This window comes from Flavobacteriales bacterium (genome assembly GCA_030584065.1).
Lineage (GTDB): Bacteria > Bacteroidota > Bacteroidia > Flavobacteriales_F > PHOS-HE28 > PHOS-HE28.
Map to the genome: position 1 here is coordinate 892458 of CP129489.1, position 16132 is coordinate 908589.

Sequence of the window (16132 nt, forward strand, 5' to 3'; positions counted from 1 at the left end):
AAGGAAGCCCGACGGCGCGCGACGAAGATATCCCTGATGGGCGTCAGTGGTCGCCGCCGATTGTCGCCGCGCTCATGCGGCGGCTATGCGGCCTGCACGATGGCCAGGTAGAGCGGCATGCCCACCGTGATGTTGAAGGGGAAGGCGACCCCCAGCGCCATGGGGATGTAGAGGCCCGGGTCGGCCTTGGGAGCCGCCAGGCGCATGGATGCCGGCACGGCTATGTAGCTGGCGCTGGCGGCAAGGATGGCGAACATGAACCGGTCGCCCGGCGCCGGGGTGATGAAGCCGCTGAGCCAGGCCACCGCACAGCCGTTGACGAGCGGGGCCAGCACGGCGATCGCGCTCACGAAGAGCCCGTAGCGGCGGAAGGCACCGAAGCGGGCGGCGGTGACCATGCCCATCTCCAGCAGGAAGACCGCCAGGAAGCCCTTGAAGATGTCCGTGGTGAAGGGCTTGATGCCCTCCGCCTGCTTCGTATCGGCCACCATGCCGATGATGAGGCTGCCGATGAGCATGAGCACGCTGCCATTCGTGAGGCTGTGCTTGAGCATGCTGCCCAGCGTGGGGCGCTCGCCCCCCTTGTCATACCGCATCAGGAGCACCATTCCCACGATGATGGCCGGACTCTCCATCAGGGCCATGATCGCCACCATATGGCCGCTGAAGGGCAGATCCTTCGCCTCCAGGAATCCGCTCGCCGCCACGAAGGTCACCGCGCTCACCGACCCGAACGCTGCCGCGATCGCGCCGGCATTCTGGACCCCCAGCTTGCGCTTCAGCAGGAAGAAGACATAGACCGGGATGGCGCTGGCGATGGCCATGCCGAAGACCAGCTCGCCCATGAACTGGGCCGTGAGGTGCTCGTGGGCCAGCTCCTGCCCTCCGCGGAAGCCTATGGCGAACAGCAGGTAGAGGGAGATGAACTTGATGGTGGTGGGCGGTATCTCCAGGTCGCTCTTCACCAGGAAGGCGACGATGCCCAGCACGAAGAAGAGCAGGGTGGGATTGGTGAGGTTGGAGAGGAGGACGGAGAAGTCCATGGGGCGCGACCTAGGGCCGATCGGGTTCGGTGACGGTGAAGGAGGACTTCAGCAGCACTGAGTTGGGCACCGTGGTCATTGCGCCGTGATCCTGCCGGATGAAGGTGAAAAAGTAGGAGATGTCCGTGAGTACTCCCTCTACATCCTGTTCGCCATCCTTCAGCCGGATGCGGTCGCCGATCTTGACCGGGTGCTGGAAGAAGAGAACCAGGAAAGCCGTGATGTTCGACAGGATCGACATCTCAGCGAAGAAGGCCACGCCCAGGACCGTGAACGCAGAGGCCGCGAACAACAGGATCTCGTTCTGCTTCACGCCCCAGATGGCGGTGAGCACCACGGTGATCAGGAGCAAGAGCAGCAGGCGGATCAGGCGCATCACCTCGCGCTCCTCCTTGACCTTGTAGGCGAGCTTCAATACGGCGCTGCGCACAAGCCAGCGGGAGACGGTCTTCAGGAAGAGGAATGCCGCCAAGGCGATGGCCGTCTCGATCAGCTGGATCCGATGGCCTGAGATGAATTCGTCCATGCGTGGGGCTTCCTCCGGCGGGGCGAAGTAAGTGAAACTATCCGGAAGGTTAAGTAATACTATATTCGCCCCCGCAATGGCCGCCGCGCGCCTCCACCTCCGCCCCGATACGGCCTTGTCCCTCAAGGATCCCGAATCCACGGAGCTCGGCCAACGCATGCTGGAGGAGGGGCTTGGGCTCATGAACGAGCTCGGTCTGGAGGCCTTCACCTTCCGGAAGCTCGCGGACCGCATGGGCAGCACGGAGGTCACGCTCTACAAGTACTTCCCCAACAAGCAGCGGCTCCTCCAGTACTACTACCAGCTCTATTGGCTCTGGCTGCGGCAGGTATGCGGCCGCATCGCCGAGCGCGCGCGCGACCCGCGTGAGGCACTGGAGGAGATCGTGGAGGCCATCTGCGGCGTCTGGCCCAAGCCACTGCCGCCGCTCCAACTCGACCCGCACGCCCTGCGTCGCCTGGTGATCGAGGAGGGCATGAAGAGCTACCTGCACAAGAATGTGGATGACGACAATGCCCGGCGCCTCTTCATGCCCTACAAGGAGCTCAGCGCCTTCATGGCCGAGCGCTTGGTGGCCTGCCGCGCCGATGTGCCCTGGCCGCGCTCCTTCGCCACCACGGTGATCGAGATGGCGCATAGCCTGCCTTTCGCCATGGAGCACCTGCCCTCGCTCACCGAGCTCAGCAGCCGCAAGGACCTCAAGCAACTGGCGCAGCATCTCCTGCACCGCACCATCACGTACCTGGACCACGCACAACCCCTGAAGAAGAAATGAGCCTGACGATCACAGTAGCCAAAGGCGATGGCATCGGCCCCGAGATCACCGATGCCGTGCTCCGCATCCTCGATGCCGCGCAATGCGGCCTCACCTACGAGCACATCGAGGTGGGCGAGAAGGTCTACCTCTCCGGCAACAGCAGTGGCATCCCCGCCGAGGCCTGGGCCGCGCTGCGCCGCAACCCCGTGTTCCTCAAGGGCCCCATCACCACGCCACAGGGCTCGGGCTACAAGAGCCTCAACGTCACCATCCGCAAGACGCTGGGCCTGTACTCCAACGTGCGCCCGTGCCGCAGCTTCCACCCGTTCGTGCGCACGCAGCACCCGGGCATGGACGTGGTGGTGGTGCGCGAGAACGAGGAGGACCTCTACGCGGGCATCGAGCACCGCCAGACCACCGATGTGTTCCAATGCCTCAAGGTGCTCAGCCTGCCCGGCACCGAGAAGATCATCCGCTACGCCTTCGAGTACGCGCATGCCAACGGCCGCAAGAAGGTGACCTGCCTGGTGAAGGACAATATCATGAAGCTCACCGACGGCATGTTCGCCGACATGTTCCGCCGCGTGGGCAAGGAGTATCCCGGCCTGCAGCAGGAGATCCAGATCATCGACATCGGCACCGCGCGCGTGGCCACGCAGCCCAACCGCTATGATGTGATCGTGACGCTGAACCTCTACGGTGACATCATCAGCGACGTCACCGCAGAGCTCACCGGCAGCGTGGGCATGGCGGGCAGCGCCAACATCGGCGACCGCATCAGCATGTTCGAGGCCATCCACGGCAGCGCCCCCGACATCGCCGGCCAGGGCATCGCCAACCCCAGCGCCATGCTCAACGCGGCCTGCATGATGCTCGTGCACCTGGGCCTGCCCGAGAAGGCGGAGGCCATCCAGAACGCCTGGCTCTGCACGCTGGAGGATGGTCTCCACCCCGGCGACATCTTCCAGGAGGGCATTTCGAAGAAGCGCGTGGGCACCACCGGGTTCGCCGATGCGGTGATCGAGCGCCTGGGCCGCAAGCCCAAGCAGCTGAGCAGCGTGGAGATGAAGCACGGAACGGACCTCAAGTTCGTCTACGACCGTCCCGCGGTGAAGCGCGAGCTCTGCGGCGTGGATGTGTTCGTATGCGACCCCTCAAGCAAGCCCGACGAGCTGGCGGCGCGGCTGCAGAAGGCGTCGCACGGCATGCTGAAGCTGAAGCTGATCACCAACCGCGGCGTGAAGGTGTGGCCCGAGGGCTTCCCGGAGACCTTCTGCACCGACCACTGGCGCTGCCGCTTCGTGGGGCCCGATGTCGCCATCGATGACAGCAAGGCCACGTACATGCCCATCGGCCAGCGGCAGGTGGTGCAGCTGCTGCACCTGCTCACCGAGGCGGGCATCGATGTGGTCAAGACGGAGAACCTCTACCTCTTCGACCACGTGCGGGGCTTCTCGCTGGGGCAGGGGGAGTGATGCCATGGCCCTCACGGGCCTGAACCCTTGCCACGCTGATGCGCGCCGACGCCATGCAGAACAGCCTTGACCGCTTCGCCGGGCGCACGCTCGGGGTGGCCACCATGCACGGCAAGGAGCAGGTGATCGGCCCCGCGCTGATGCGCGTGCTGCCCATCGACGGGGCCGTGGCCATCCCGGATGTGGACACCGACCGCTTCGGCGCCTTCAGCGGCGAGGTGGCGCGCGACCTGGATCCCGTGGAGGCCTGCATCGCCAAGGCGCGCCATGGAGCGGAGGCCAGCGGGATGGACCTGGTGGTGGCCAGCGAGGGCTCATTCGGTCCGTATCCGCCGGCGCCCTTCATGCCCTGCGACGAGGAGTTCCTGGTGCTCTACGACGCGCGCGACGGGATGGTCTTCACGCACCGGCATGTCTCGCTGGAAACGGTCTTCGGCGGCGAGGAGGTCCGCGATGAGGCCGGCGCGATGGCCTTCGCGCAGCGGTTCCGCTTCCCGGAGCATGCCTTGGTTGCGCGGCCCCGCGAGCATTGGCGCCCCGGCGATCCGGTGCACAAGGGCATCACCGATCCGCATCGGCTGCGCGCCCTGGTCTCCACGCTCGTGGAGGCGCATGGGTCCTGCTGGTTGGAGACGGACATGCGTGCGATGATGAACCCCACGCGCATGCGGGTGATCGGCGAGACGGCGGAGCGCTTTGCCGATGAGCTGTCTCGCTGCTGCCCGGTGTGCGGGGCCTGCTGGTTCCGCATCACCGGCACGCGGAGCGGGCTGCCCTGCGCCCTATGCGGATGGCCCACGGAGAGTGTGCGCAGCATGGAGCGCGGTTGCTGGGCGTGCGGCCATGTGCAGTTCGAGGGCCGTCCGGACGGAAGGGTGGAAGAGGATCCGCAGCACTGCGCACACTGCAACCCCTGAGGCTCAGTCCAGGTTGTCGAACCGGTAGATCGGGTCGATCTCAGCACCGGCCTCCATCTCGAAGACGGTCTTGACCAGCCCGTCGCTCAGGCGATAGACCCATCCGTGCAGGTGCGGGCCGCCGCGCTCCTTCCAGGCTTTCTGGATGATGCTGGTCTTCGAGAGGTCGAGCACCTGCTCCTGCACATTGAGCTCCACCAGGCGGTCGAGGCGCGACTGCTCATCGGGTTGCGCGTCCACCTCCGCCTTGTGCAGGCGATAGACGTCCTTGATGTTGCGCAGCCATTTGTTGATGAGGCCCAGCGATTGATGGGTCATGGCCGCCTGCACGCCGCCGCATCCGTAGTGGCCGCATACGATGACGTGCTTCACCTTCAGGTATTCCACGGCATACTGGAGCACGCTCAGCAGGTTGAGGTCGGTGTGCACCACCATGTTGGCGATGTTGCGGTGCACGAAGATCTCTCCGGGCTGGGTGCCGGTGATGTCGTTGGCGGGCACCCGGCTGTCGCTGCAGCCGATCCAGAGGAATTCGGGGCGTTGCACCTTTTCCAGCCGGTGGAAGAATTCAGGGTCACGGGTAACCGTGTCCTCGGCCCAGGCCTTGTTGTTGAGGAGAAGTCGGCGGTAGCTATCCATGGTTGTTCGGGTTTCGTTCATTGAGGGTCGGCCAGCATCGTGCCCGGTCGGCGCGCTTCCCCGGGCTTGGGCGGGAAGTTCATGAGCTGCACCCGTATGCCGCGGTCCGGTGCCGCCAGGGTGAACTCCTCGATGATCTCGCGCACGTCGGGATCGAGGTCCAGCGATCGGCCGGCATCGATCACAACCCGGGCTTTGTCAGGCAGGGCATGCAACGTGCGCTTGATTCCAGCCTTGTTCAGGAAGGTGACGTCCTCACTGAGCGTGATGTACACCGGCATGCCCGGCTTGTAACGGTTGGGGTCGAAGTGGAAGGGCACCTTGTAGTTCTTCCAGAGGATGTGGATGAACGCCACGATCAGGCCGAGGATGACGCCTCGCAGCAGATCGTTGGTAACCGCCATGAAGCCCACGGTGATCAGGAAGGGGAGGAACTGGGGCAGCCCTTGCTTCCACATGGAGGTATACAGGGAAGGCTTCGTGAGCTTGTAGCCTACGAGCAGGAGGACCGCCGCGAGGCTGGCCAAGGGCACGAGCCGCAGTAGGCCGGCGATGGTGAATACCGACACCAGGAGCCAAGCGCCGTGGAGGATGGCCGAGAGCTTGGTCTGGCCGCCGCTCTGGATGTTGGCCGAGCTGCGGACCACGACCTGCGTAAGGGGCAGACCGCCCAGGAGTCCGCTGAGCATGTTGCCGGCTCCTTGGGCGAAGAGCTCCCGGTTGGCCGGTGTGATGCGTTTCTGCGGGTCCAGCTTGTCCGTGGCCTCCACGCACAGCAGCGTCTCGATGCTGGCTACAACGGCCAGCGTGAAGGCAATGCGCCAGAACGCGGGATCGGCGATTCCGGAGAAGGATGGCAGCACGTATGACCCCAGGTCCGTGAGGTCGGGCAGCTGCACATAGTGTCCGGCATCGATGGCCAGTGCGGGGATTCCGCTGAAGCCCAGTGCCATGAGGATGCCCAAGGCCACCGCGAGCAGCGGGCCCGGTACATAGCGCAGCACCTGGTTCCGCTGGATGGCGGGCCGTTCCCAGAGCAGCATGAGCCCAAGGCAAGCGAGAGTGATGAGCAGTGCTCCCCAGCTGGGGTTCTGAAGGGCCACGCCGATTTCCTGGAAGGTATTGAGCTTGTCAGGCTGCTCGAAGCTCTCGTCGCCCATGGGGTCCTGGTCATCCCCAAAGGCGTGCGGGATCTGCTTCAGGATGATGATGACGCCGATGCCGGCCAGCATGCCCTTGATGACGGAACTCGGGAAGTAATAGGCGATGATGCCTGCCCGCGCGGCACCGAGCCCAAGCTGGATGGCACCGGCCACCACCACGGCACCCAGCAGGACCTCGAAGGAGCCGAGTTCCGTGATCCCCATGGCCACGATGGCCGTGAGCCCGGCGGCTGGGCCGCTGACGCCCAAGGGCGATCCGCTCATGGCCCCCACCACCAGCCCGCCGATGACCCCCGCGATGATGCCCGAAACGGGCGGTGCCCCGGAGGCCACGGCGATGCCCAGGCAGAGCGGAAGCGCAACGAGGAAGACGACCAGCGATGCAGGAAGGTCCTGCTTCAATTTCGAGAGCATGCGAAATAGGATATGGCAACAACCGTCGACGGATGCCGGATGCGGACCCCGGCTACTGGCACAGCGCAGGTATCAACCGCGCTTCGGCGGCGGTACGGCGACCTGGCTGAACATGCGCACGGGGCATCCCCAGTCCGCCGTTGGCGGATGCAGGTCATGCTCATCACGGCCTGAGCAGTCCAGGCAAACGTGGAATTCATGCGTGTGCTTAACCACCTCCTCTTCCAGCAGCGGGGCGGTCTGCATCCCAAGGTCGCTCCATTCCGTTGAGCACATCGCACCCATGAGCTGGGGCGTGAAGAGCAGGAAGGCGCTCAGCAACAGGGCCTCGGCCCACCGCGTGGCGGTGCGCTTGAGTGCACTCATTCCTGTCCTGCTCGGGCTCATCTTTCGGCCGCGAAAATAGCGGCCCATGCCCAGCCCGCAGGGGGCATCGGGTCAATTAGCAGAAATTGGCGTAAGCAGCTGCATCACCGGGATTGCCGCACGGAAAACCTGTCCGCCCGGCACGTACCGCATGAGGTAGGTGCCCTCCATGCGCCCGAATGCGCTCCGCAGGTCGCAGGCGCTGCTGTAGCTGTATTCTTCACCGGGTTGGATCACCGGTGTTTCACCCACCACGCCCGGACCCTCTACTTGACGGGGCGCTGCCAGACTGTCCCTGATGATCCAATGCCGCCGCAGGAGCTGCACGGCCTCCTTGCCGCGGTTGGCGATCGTGATGCGGTAGCTGAAGATGAAGCGTGCCGCTTTCGGATCGCTGTGCGCAGGCTCGAATCGGGCCTTGGCCGATACGACGACGCCCCGGGTGGCGACGGTTCCCATGATGCAAGGTTAACGCGCCGGCGCCCGGGATCGTGCGGCCCTGTGCATCTCATCACCATCAGCCCTGATGCGGGGCAGCCTCCGCCCGCAGCCGGTCGGATCCCGGTGGGCGCACAGAGGGCCTGTGGATAAGTCCGTCGGATCCCTGAGGGCACCGATTCGGCAATCGCCTACCGTTGCAGCTGAAGCCCACCCCCATGCGCTCGAGCCTCCTCTTCCTGCTCCTCACCGCCGTGCCTGCTGCGGCCCAGTACAATGGGCCGGAGAGTGTGGAGTATGATCCGGTGGGCGATCGCTACTTCGTGAGCAACACCGCTGCGTCGGTGATCCGGGTGCGCAGCCAGGCCGGTGACGTGAGCGATTTCGCGAGCGTGAGCCCGGCACCCTATGGACTGGAGATCATGGGCGATGTGCTTTACGCCTGCAGCGGCGGAAGCGTGAAGGGCTATTCCCTCGCCACCGGCGCGCAGGTCTTCAACCGGAGCCTGGGAGGCAGTTTCCTGAACGGGATCACCACCGATGGTCAGTACCTGTACGTGACCGACTTCCCGGCAGCAGCGCAGCGCATCTACAAGGTGGATCCCGTGGCGAATACGCATACCACGCTGGTGGCCAATACCGGAGGGCAGCCCAACGGCATCGTGTGGGACTCTGTGGGCAATCGCTTGGTGGTGGTCTTCTGGGGCGCCAATGCACCGATCAAGTCGTACGATCGGGACACCGGAGCATCCGCCACCCTGGTAGCCAATACCGGCCTCACGCAGATCGATGGCGTCACCATCGATTGCCTGGGCCGGTTCCTGGTGGCCTCCTGGTCGCCCGACCGCATCACGCAATACGAGCCCACCTTCTCCGCGCCGGGAGTGGACCTCGCCGTTCCGGGATTGAACAACCCGGCTGACATCGACTTCGACGCGGTGAACCATCGCGTTTGCATCCCCAACAGCGGCAACAACACGGTGACGCTGTTCGACATCGACTGTTCGCTGGGCGTTGATCCCGCGCCGCGAGGGGGGGCGCTCAAGGCCGTGCCGAACCCCACCATGGGACTCGTTCGCATCGAGCCGGCCCTGCAGCGCGATGAGCCCTACCTGCTCCTTGATGCGCGCGGATTGCTGGTGGGGGGCGGTACCATCCGTCAGGGCGCGATGCTGGACATCAGCAGGATACCGGCTGGCCTTTACACCATCGAGTTCACCCGGTTGAAGCAGCGCATCCGGGTCTTGAAAGAGTGATCAGCGGATTAGGGTCACGTGGCCGGTGCGCTCGTGGCGCTTCCCCAGCGTATCCCTGATCCAGAGCCTCCACACATAGAGGTCATTGGGGGCATCGCTGCCGTCCCAGCCGATTACCGGCGAGGTGCTCGTGAAGATGCTGCGCCCCCACCGGTCGAATACGGACAATGTGAATTCCCTGGGCTGCGCCACGCTGGTGACCGCGAAGAACGTGTCGTTGAACCCGTCGCCGTTGGGCGTGAAGGCGTTGGGCACCCACAGGAGGAAGGGGTCCTCGATGCACACGGCGCCGCTGGCCTCAGCGATGCAGCCATGCGTGTTGAGCGCTTGCAGGCGGATCGGGTAGCAGGCCACGGAATCGAGCCTGAAGGCGGGGGAGCGCTCAGTGCTCACCGCCCAGCCATCGCCGAGGGTCCAGGTCAGCGAATCGGCGCCAACAGAGCCGTCGATCAAGCGAATGTCTGGTTCCTCGATGGTGGTCACCGGCGGCGAAACGGCGAAGGCAGCGGTTGGAGCCGGCCAAGCATCGATCGGGACGGGCAGCGACCAAGTGGCCGGGCAAAGGCCGGCGTAGCCATTCGGTGCGGCACTGAGCGAGACCGTGTACGCACCTGCGGCGAAGCAGTGCTCAGCCGACCCTCCGGTTGCGGTGCCGCCGTCACCGAAGGTCCAGGTGTAGAGGGCGTCCTGCTGTTGGTCAGCCGTGAAGCGCACGCAGAGCGGTGCACAGCCCTCCGAAGCATCCGCGGTGAATACCGGTGCGAACGACTCGCCCTGAGCGACGGTGACGGTGGCCGTGTCGCTTCCGCACGCATCCGCGACCACCACGGCGTAGCTGCCGGGCTGGTAGGCCACGGCCGATGCCGTGGTCGCCCCGGTGGACCAGGTGTACGTGGCCCCGCCGCTCGCCTCCAGAGTGAAGGGCTGTCCCGGGCAGGCCGTGGCGGGCCCTGAGGCCTCGGCCACGGGCGGCGGCAGCACGGTGATGGTGATGCTGGCCTCCGATGCGCCGCAGGCACTGGTAACCGTAACCGAATAAAGCCCCGACTCCTGCGCCATGATCGATGCTCCGGTGGCGCCGGTGCTCCATAGGTAGCCCGTTCCACCTGAGGCGGTGAGCAGGACGGCTTGGCCTGCACAGAAGGTGGTGGGGCCATCCGCAGCGATGCCGGCGGCCGGATCCCCCTGCACCGTGAGGGTGAAGCCGGTGCATACCGTATCGCCGCAGGCGCTGACCGCGCAGAAGGAGAGCCCTACATCACCGGACTCCTCCGGCCCCGGCGCATAGGTGGCCCCGGCGGCAGACACATTCGACCACGCTCCGGCCCCACCGGACCAGAAGGTGCCTACGGCCGACCCCGTCACCTCGCCGATCATCGTGGCCGCTCCGTCGCAGGCAATGGAAGGGGGTGCCGAAACGATGGCCGGAACCGGTGCGGGATCCACGGGTATCTGCACCTGGTCGCAGAGCGTGTCGCCGCAGATGCTCACCGCGCAGAAGCTCAGGATGGCGCCGTTGGTCTCGGCGACGTCCAAGGTGTAGGCGGTGGCGGTGCCGTTGGGGTCGGAGTACGTGCCTGCACCTCCGGTCCAGAAGACCGACGCGATGTTGCCCGATGCGGCGCCTACCAGCGGCACCGTGGCCCCGCAGGGCACAGGCACTGGATCGCTCAGGATTTCCGCCGTCATCGGCACGATGGGCGCCTGGCACCCTTGGTTCATGTAGCTCAGCTGCGGCACCCCCGGCCAGCTGGCCGCCACGGTGCTGCCATCGTTCTGGGCCCAGTTCCCCCCATAGGTTCCGACCTGATTCACCAGCAAAGCCTCGTTGTAGGTGACGGAATCACTGCACGAGGTGGAGCCGGATGCCTGGAGGATGAAGGTGCGGAAGCTGTTCGTGCCCGTGGGATTCGGGGTGATGGCGTTGCTGTTGTTCGTGTTCTTGAAGTGCCCGAAGGTGTTCCCCGGGGCTTGGTAGATCACATACAGGGTGTCGCTCAGGCCAGCGAGCGAATTGCCGTTGATGCACATGGCGGTGCTGGTGATGCCCAGCACGCGGCGGCCCGGGGGGATGACCCCGTTCGGCGGCTCCAGCAGCCAGCCGCAATTGGTAATGGTGGCATTGAGCTGGGCCGTGAGGCTGGCAGTGGCGGCATTCTGCACCCAGCCGAGGAATGCGTTCTGGGTGGCCCAATCCGCTGCGAGATTGCTCAGGGCGATAGGCGATGGCCCGGTGATGAACCGGAACATCTCGTTCTCTCCCTCCTGGGCCCCAGGGCAGTTGTTGTTGCAGGCATCCACCAGCACGCTCTCGATCTCGAGGCATTTGGATGGCACTTGGCCGAACGCTCCCGCCGAGCCGATGAGGGCCAGGGCGGGAATCGAGAGGCGCAGAAGAGCGGAGCTGGACATTTGCCGATGGCGGGGCGCAAAGGTCGGTGGCCGGGGCGCACCGGATGGTCACGGACTGTTAAGGATCCGCTCACGCCGCCCCTCTGCCTTTCGGTCCACCGCCCTGCGGCGCCCCGGCGCAGAGCGATTCGGCCTCCTCCAGCACGGCCTTGACCCGCGGGCCACGAACCAGCGCCTCGGCGAGGTGGGCTGGGGCTTCGAGCACATCGCGGGCCAGCACCAGCCCATTGGCCAGCATCCGTTCCTTCTCCGCGTGGGTGATGCTGCTGAGGCAGGTGAGGGGGTAGAGCCCGGAGCGGTCGATGCGGTCCTTGAGGCCCCCTCTGGCGGGATGGTCCCAGCCCACCATGCGCAGGCCGGCGCACTCCCCGTATTCGATGGCATCGGCGGTGAATCGCGTGTTGGTGACCAGCCAGCCGTGCGTGAACCGATGGCCGTTCCCCGGCATCCCCTTCCACTGCTCCAGCACATCATCGAACCGGGCCTTGATGTACAGGGGCACCTTCACATCGCACACCCGTCCCGGGGTGTTGTGGTACTTGCATTCCACCAGGTAGTGCTGGTCGGCCTTATCGGCGACCACGTCCACCTCATGCGTCACGCATCGGCCTTGCACCAGCACCCCCACCTGCACGCGGTATCCATCATGCTCCAGGATCCGGCCGATGAACCGCTCGAAGGGGAACCCAGATGGGCCGAGGTCCAGGATCGCCTGCTTCAGGCGGTAGCGCGCGGCCACCCGCTTGGATTTCTTGCGCAGCATCCCGAAGGCCATCCGATAGATCCGGCGCGTGCTCATGCCCGGCTTCACCAGCGGGCCGATGTCCTCGGCGATGCGTGCGCTCACTTCGGGCGACGCACCCGACCGCTCCAGCGAGGCCTGCAGGCGTGCACGATCGAATTCGGCGACCTCGCCGCTGGCCTTGGTGATGAGCACGGGAGCCGGCATCCTGCAAGGTTAGTGTATGGCTTCACTGGTGCTTGAGGGTCGGCACCGGATGCAAGACCGCCGGGCTGACCGAAATCATGGATTGCGGCGATTAGGATGAGTCACTTCGGGGTGTAACAAAACCGAAATGCCATGTCAACCCTTCTTCCCGCCCGCCGCTCCCTGCTGTCCAAGTTCTTCGATGACGATGTCTTCGGATTCCCTGAAGGCCTGCTCGATGACGACCGCTTCAAGCCATCGCGCCTCTTCGACCGCGCCTTCTTCAAGGGAGGCGAGTTGCCGGCCGTGAACATCAAGGACAACACGGACCATTTCGCCATTGAGCTGGCGGCCCCCGGCTACAAGAAGGACGATCTGAAGGTGACGGTGAAGGATGGCATCCTGACCATCGCCAGCGAGAAGAAGTCCGAGAGCGAGGAAGAGAAGAAGGGGTATACCCGGAAGGAGTGGAGCTATTCCTCCTTCAGCCGCTCCTTCGTCCTGCCGGAGCATACCGATGCTGACAGCCTGCAGGCGAAGTTCGATGAAGGCGTGCTGCGGCTCACGCTGAAGAAGACCAAGGCTGTCCCTGAGGGGAAGCCCAAGGAGATCAAGATCGACTGAGCGAGAGCCCGGGCTTTCGTCCGGTCGCGGAAGGCGGAACGCGGGAGCGCTCCGCCTTCTCTTTCCGATTCTCGCTCCGGAAGCGGGCGGTGGCCATTAGGGTGATTCAGCCGGGCTTCGGTCGGACCAGTTCAACCTTCATGTGTGACAGCCGCTGGTACAGGCGGCCTTTCCGGCGCAGGGGCCACCAATCGTAAAGGTAGAGCTCCAGCGGCCTCCACATGGCCACCCATCCGGCGATCACCAGGCTCTCGCGCAGGAAGTTGACCAGCGTATTGCCTTCCTCCGGCAGCAGGTATCGGCTCACCACCAGGCAGGCGGCGAGGAAGCTGAGGCCGATAAGCAGGCTGGTACGTGCTTGCCGCATGAGCTGGCGGAACTCACGGCTGAGCAGCTTGCTGCGATAGGCGAAATAGTTGCGCACGGCATCGCCGAGCAGGCCCATGGCGTCGGCCTCCGACGGTTCCTCCAGATGCACCCTGAGCACCAGTGGCGCATTCATGGGGTGCTCACGCGCCCAACTGACGATGAACTCCTCCGCATCCGCATCGAGGTCCTTCTCCTGGAAAGGGGAAGGGTCCATGGAGTTGAACAACGCCATGGCATTCCGCAGGCGCAACTCGATGCGATGGGGTTTCGGGGCGGATGCGGCCATGCAGGAATGCCCTGCGAAGTAACCACACAGCGGCCCGGCCCGGTGGATGGTCACTGACGATCAGCAGGGAGGCGGTTCGCCCAGTGCGGTAGATTTTCGCCATGAACGACTTCGTGAAGGACCTCGCCGCCGTGCGCAATACCGATGTGGCGCAGGTGGGCGGCAAGAACGCCTCGCTCGGTGAGCTGATCGGGACATTGTCCGCCCAAGACATCCGCGTGCCCGGCGGCTTCGCAGTGACCAGTGCAGGCTACTGGCACTTCATCGATGGCAACGGTCTGCGCGCACCGCTGGAGGCGCTCATGGCACGGCTCGATCGGAATGGGCTATCCAACCTGGGCGCGATCGCGGAGGAGGCCCGTGCGCTGATCCTCGCCGCACCCTGGCCGAAGGACCTGGAGGATGCCATCCGCGCTGCGTACCAAGGGATGGGCGGACCTCCCGTGGCCGTGCGCAGCAGCGCCACCGCCGAGGACCTCCCCACCGCCAGCTTCGCCGGAAGGCACGAGAGCTTCCTCAACGTGCGCGGCGCCGAGGCGTTGCTCGATGCCTCCAAGCGCTGCTATGCCTCGCTCTTCCTGGAGCGGGCCATCAAGTACCGGCAGGATATGGGCTTCCCGGACATGCACGTGGCGCTGAGCATCGGTGTGCAGCGCATGGTGCGCAGCGATCTGGGCAGTGCGGGCGTGTGCTTCACGCTGGAGCCCGAGAGCGGCTTCCGCAACGTGGTGCACATCGCCGGCAACTGGGGGCTGGGCGAGAACGTGGTGCAGGGCGCCGTGGTGCCCGATGAGTTCCAGGTCTTCAAGCCCACGCTCCGCGAAGGGAGGATGGCCATCCTGCAGCGCAGGCTGGGCGCCAAGCAGAGCACCATGTCCTATGCCGAAGGCGGCGGCACGGTGAACCTTGACACGCCGGAGGAACAACGCGACCGCTTCACCCTGAACGATGAGGAGGTGCTGCAGGTGGCGCGCTGGGCTCTGGCCATCGAGGACCACTACGGCCGGCCCATGGACATCGAGTGGGCGAAGGACGGGGAGGACGGCCTGCTCTACATCGTGCAGGCCCGGCCGGAGACGATCCACTCCGGGCGTGATCCTTACCGCCTCACCACCTACTCCCTGCCGGAGAAGGGCACGGCCCTGGTGAAGGGCAGTGCGGTGGGCAGCGGCATCGCGGCGGGTCGTGTGCGCATCCTGAAGAGCCCTGCGGAAGGCGACCAGCTCCAGCCCGGCGAAGTGCTCGTCACCGACATCACCAACCCCGACTGGGATCCGCTGCTGAAGCGCGCCGCGGCCATTGTCACCAACAAGGGCGGGCGCACCAGCCATGCCGCCATCGTGGCGCGCGAGATGGGCACCGTGGCCATCGTGGGCGCGGGCGATGCCACCACCAGGCTGAAGGACGGCCAGGAGGTGACCGTGAGCTGCTGCGAGGGCCGCACCGGCAAGGTGTACGACGGCCGCGTGGCCTGGCAGGAACATGCCGTGGACCTGCGCACCGTGAAGCCCTCGCGCACGCCGGCGATGCTCATCGTGGCCGACCCGGAACAGGCCTTCCGCCACAGCTTCCTGCCGCACCGGGGCGTGGGCCTCATGCGCCTGGAGTTCGTCATCAACAACGCCATCCGCATCCACCCCATGGCGCTGGTGCGCTACGATGCGCTGGAGGACGCCGCGGCCAAGGCCGAGATCGCGCGCATCACCCGCCACTACCCGGACAAGCGCCAGTACTTCATCGACCAGCTGGCACAGGCCGTGGGCACCATCGCGGCGGCCTTCCACCCGCACGACGTCATCGTGCGCATGAGCGACTTCAAGACCAACGAGTACGCCAACCTCATCGGCGGCAGGACCTTCGAGCCGGAGGAGGAGAACCCGATGCTGGGCTTCCGCGGCGCCTCACGCTACTACAACGAACGCTACCGCGAGGGCTTCGCGCTGGAGTGCGCCGCCATGAAGCGCGTGCGCGAGGACATGGGCCTCACCAACGTGAAGCTGATGATCCCCTTCTGCCGCACGGTGGAGGAGGGGCGGAGCGTGGTGGAGCTGATGGCGGAGCTCGGGTTGAAGCGCGGCGACCACGGGCTGGAGGTCTACATGATGACCGAGATCCCGAGCAACGTGATCCGTGCCAGGGAATTCGCCCAGCACTTCGACGGCTTCTCCATCGGCAGCAACGACCTCACGCAGCTCACCTTGGGCCTCGATCGCGATTCGGCCATCGTGAGCGAGCTCTTCAACGAGAAGGACCCAGCGGTGATGGAGCTCATCGCCTCCGTGATCGCGTCCGCCAAGGCCACCGGCACGCGCATCGGCCTCTGCGGGCAAGCGCCCAGCGACATGCCCGAGTTCGCGCAGTTCCTCGTGGAGCAGGGCATCGACAGCATCAGCTTCAACCCGGATGCGCTGCTAAAGGGCATGGAGAACATCCGGCTGGCCGAGGAGGGCTGGCGCGGGAAGCATGATGCATGAACCGGATGTGCGCCACGCCATGCGCCAAGCCCATCTTGGCTACAC

General features: G+C 65.4%; 15 protein-coding genes. 6 read left to right on the forward strand and 9 right to left on the reverse strand.

The window, feature by feature from the left end:
* Window positions 1-83: 83 nt before the first annotated feature.
* Together QY325_03790 and QY325_03795 are read right to left on the reverse strand one after the other, a co-directional pair.
* Entirely contained in the window at window positions 84-1043 is a 960-nt protein-coding gene (locus QY325_03790) for a sodium-dependent bicarbonate transport family permease (GenBank protein WKZ67054.1), read from the reverse strand.
* Window positions 1044-1053: 10 nt separating this feature from the next.
* Window positions 1054-1569, reverse strand: coding sequence for a mechanosensitive ion channel (locus tag QY325_03795; GenBank protein ID WKZ67055.1), 516 nt, complete (start codon window positions 1567-1569; stop codon window positions 1054-1056).
* A 76-nt stretch (window positions 1570-1645) separates the two neighbouring features.
* Here QY325_03795 and QY325_03800 point away from each other — a divergent pair, with 76 nt between their 5' ends.
* Genes QY325_03800 through QY325_03810 form a run of 3 tightly spaced genes read left to right on the forward strand, consistent with a single transcriptional unit; the run spans window position 1646 to window position 4718 of the window.
* Window positions 1646-2344, forward strand: a complete 699-nt coding sequence (locus QY325_03800) for a TetR/AcrR family transcriptional regulator (protein WKZ67056.1) — start codon at window positions 1646-1648, stop codon at window positions 2342-2344.
* Window positions 2341-3801, forward strand: a complete 1461-nt coding sequence (locus tag QY325_03805; GenBank protein WKZ67057.1) for an NADP-dependent isocitrate dehydrogenase — start codon at window positions 2341-2343, stop codon at window positions 3799-3801. The genes QY325_03800 and QY325_03805 overlap by 4 nt, the downstream gene beginning before the upstream one ends.
* A gap of 38 nt (window positions 3802-3839) precedes the next feature.
* The gene (locus QY325_03810) at window positions 3840-4718 is read left to right on the forward strand and encodes a hypothetical protein (protein ID WKZ67058.1); all 879 of its coding nucleotides are present in this window, start codon (window positions 3840-3842) and stop codon (window positions 4716-4718) included.
* 3 nt (window positions 4719-4721) lie between these two features.
* On the opposite strand, the gene can is transcribed toward QY325_03810, so the two are convergent.
* The 4 genes from can to apaG form a co-directional block, all read right to left on the reverse strand.
* Window positions 4722-5357 carry a carbonate dehydratase gene (can, locus tag QY325_03815; protein WKZ67059.1) on the reverse strand — a complete coding sequence of 212 codons (636 nt, stop codon included), beginning with the start codon at window positions 5355-5357 and terminating at the stop codon, window positions 4722-4724.
* A gap of 17 nt (window positions 5358-5374) precedes the next feature.
* Window positions 5375-6934, reverse strand: a complete 1560-nt coding sequence (locus QY325_03820) for a SulP family inorganic anion transporter (protein ID WKZ67060.1) — start codon at window positions 6932-6934, stop codon at window positions 5375-5377.
* 72 nt (window positions 6935-7006) lie between these two features.
* Window positions 7007-7300: a hypothetical protein gene (locus QY325_03825; protein WKZ67061.1), complete on the reverse strand. Its 294-nt coding sequence runs from the start codon at window positions 7298-7300 to the stop codon at window positions 7007-7009.
* Window positions 7301-7372: 72 nt separating this feature from the next.
* On the reverse strand, window positions 7373-7759 hold the full coding sequence (gene apaG / locus QY325_03830) for a Co2+/Mg2+ efflux protein ApaG (GenBank protein WKZ67062.1): 387 nt from the start codon (window positions 7757-7759) through the stop codon (window positions 7373-7375).
* A gap of 197 nt (window positions 7760-7956) precedes the next feature.
* Here apaG and QY325_03835 point away from each other — a divergent pair, with 197 nt between their 5' ends.
* Complete coding sequence (locus QY325_03835) at window positions 7957-8994, forward strand: hypothetical protein (GenBank protein ID WKZ67063.1); 1038 nt, start codon at window positions 7957-7959, stop codon at window positions 8992-8994.
* Here QY325_03835 and QY325_03840 read toward each other — a convergent pair whose 3' ends face one another.
* Both QY325_03840 and QY325_03845 read right to left on the reverse strand, forming a co-directional pair.
* Window positions 8995-11406, reverse strand: coding sequence for a gliding motility-associated C-terminal domain-containing protein (locus QY325_03840; protein ID WKZ67064.1), 2412 nt, complete (start codon window positions 11404-11406; stop codon window positions 8995-8997).
* A gap of 70 nt (window positions 11407-11476) precedes the next feature.
* Entirely contained in the window at window positions 11477-12355 is an 879-nt protein-coding gene (locus QY325_03845; protein ID WKZ67065.1) for a restriction endonuclease, read from the reverse strand.
* A 132-nt stretch (window positions 12356-12487) separates the two neighbouring features.
* Between QY325_03845 and QY325_03850 the strand changes: the two genes are divergently transcribed.
* Window positions 12488-12958 carry an Hsp20/alpha crystallin family protein gene (locus QY325_03850; protein WKZ67066.1) on the forward strand — a complete coding sequence of 157 codons (471 nt, stop codon included), beginning with the start codon at window positions 12488-12490 and terminating at the stop codon, window positions 12956-12958.
* A gap of 106 nt (window positions 12959-13064) precedes the next feature.
* Here the strand turns inward: QY325_03850 and QY325_03855 are convergent, their stop codons facing one another.
* On the reverse strand, window positions 13065-13541 hold the full coding sequence (locus QY325_03855) for a hypothetical protein (protein WKZ67067.1): 477 nt from the start codon (window positions 13539-13541) through the stop codon (window positions 13065-13067).
* A gap of 173 nt (window positions 13542-13714) precedes the next feature.
* On the opposite strand from QY325_03855, the gene ppsA reads away from it, so the two are divergent.
* Window positions 13715-16087 carry a phosphoenolpyruvate synthase gene (ppsA, locus tag QY325_03860; protein ID WKZ67068.1) on the forward strand — a complete coding sequence of 791 codons (2373 nt, stop codon included), beginning with the start codon at window positions 13715-13717 and terminating at the stop codon, window positions 16085-16087.
* The last annotated feature ends 45 nt before the right edge of the window (window positions 16088-16132 follow it).

Coding starts and splice junctions, on each gene's coding strand:
- QY325_03790 (WKZ67054.1), bottom strand. CDS start 1,043: ATGGACTTCTCCGTCCTCCTCTCCAACCTCACCAATCCCACCCTGCTC.
- QY325_03795 (WKZ67055.1), bottom strand. CDS start 1,569: ATGGACGAATTCATCTCAGGCCATCGGATCCAGCTGATCGAGACGGCC.
- QY325_03800 (WKZ67056.1), top strand. CDS start 1,646: ATGGCCGCCGCGCGCCTCCACCTCCGCCCCGATACGGCCTTGTCCCTC.
- QY325_03805 (WKZ67057.1), top strand. CDS start 2,341: ATGAGCCTGACGATCACAGTAGCCAAAGGCGATGGCATCGGCCCCGAG.
- QY325_03810 (WKZ67058.1), top strand. CDS start 3,840: ATGCGCGCCGACGCCATGCAGAACAGCCTTGACCGCTTCGCCGGGCGC.
- can (WKZ67059.1), bottom strand. CDS start 5,357: ATGGATAGCTACCGCCGACTTCTCCTCAACAACAAGGCCTGGGCCGAG.
- QY325_03820 (WKZ67060.1), bottom strand. CDS start 6,934: ATGCTCTCGAAATTGAAGCAGGACCTTCCTGCATCGCTGGTCGTCTTC.
- QY325_03825 (WKZ67061.1), bottom strand. CDS start 7,300: ATGAGTGCACTCAAGCGCACCGCCACGCGGTGGGCCGAGGCCCTGTTG.
- apaG (WKZ67062.1), bottom strand. CDS start 7,759: ATGGGAACCGTCGCCACCCGGGGCGTCGTCGTATCGGCCAAGGCCCGA.
- QY325_03835 (WKZ67063.1), top strand. CDS start 7,957: ATGCGCTCGAGCCTCCTCTTCCTGCTCCTCACCGCCGTGCCTGCTGCG.
- QY325_03840 (WKZ67064.1), bottom strand. CDS start 11,406: ATGTCCAGCTCCGCTCTTCTGCGCCTCTCGATTCCCGCCCTGGCCCTC.
- QY325_03845 (WKZ67065.1), bottom strand. CDS start 12,355: ATGCCGGCTCCCGTGCTCATCACCAAGGCCAGCGGCGAGGTCGCCGAA.
- QY325_03850 (WKZ67066.1), top strand. CDS start 12,488: ATGTCAACCCTTCTTCCCGCCCGCCGCTCCCTGCTGTCCAAGTTCTTC.
- QY325_03855 (WKZ67067.1), bottom strand. CDS start 13,541: ATGGACCCTTCCCCTTTCCAGGAGAAGGACCTCGATGCGGATGCGGAG.
- ppsA (WKZ67068.1), top strand. CDS start 13,715: ATGAACGACTTCGTGAAGGACCTCGCCGCCGTGCGCAATACCGATGTG.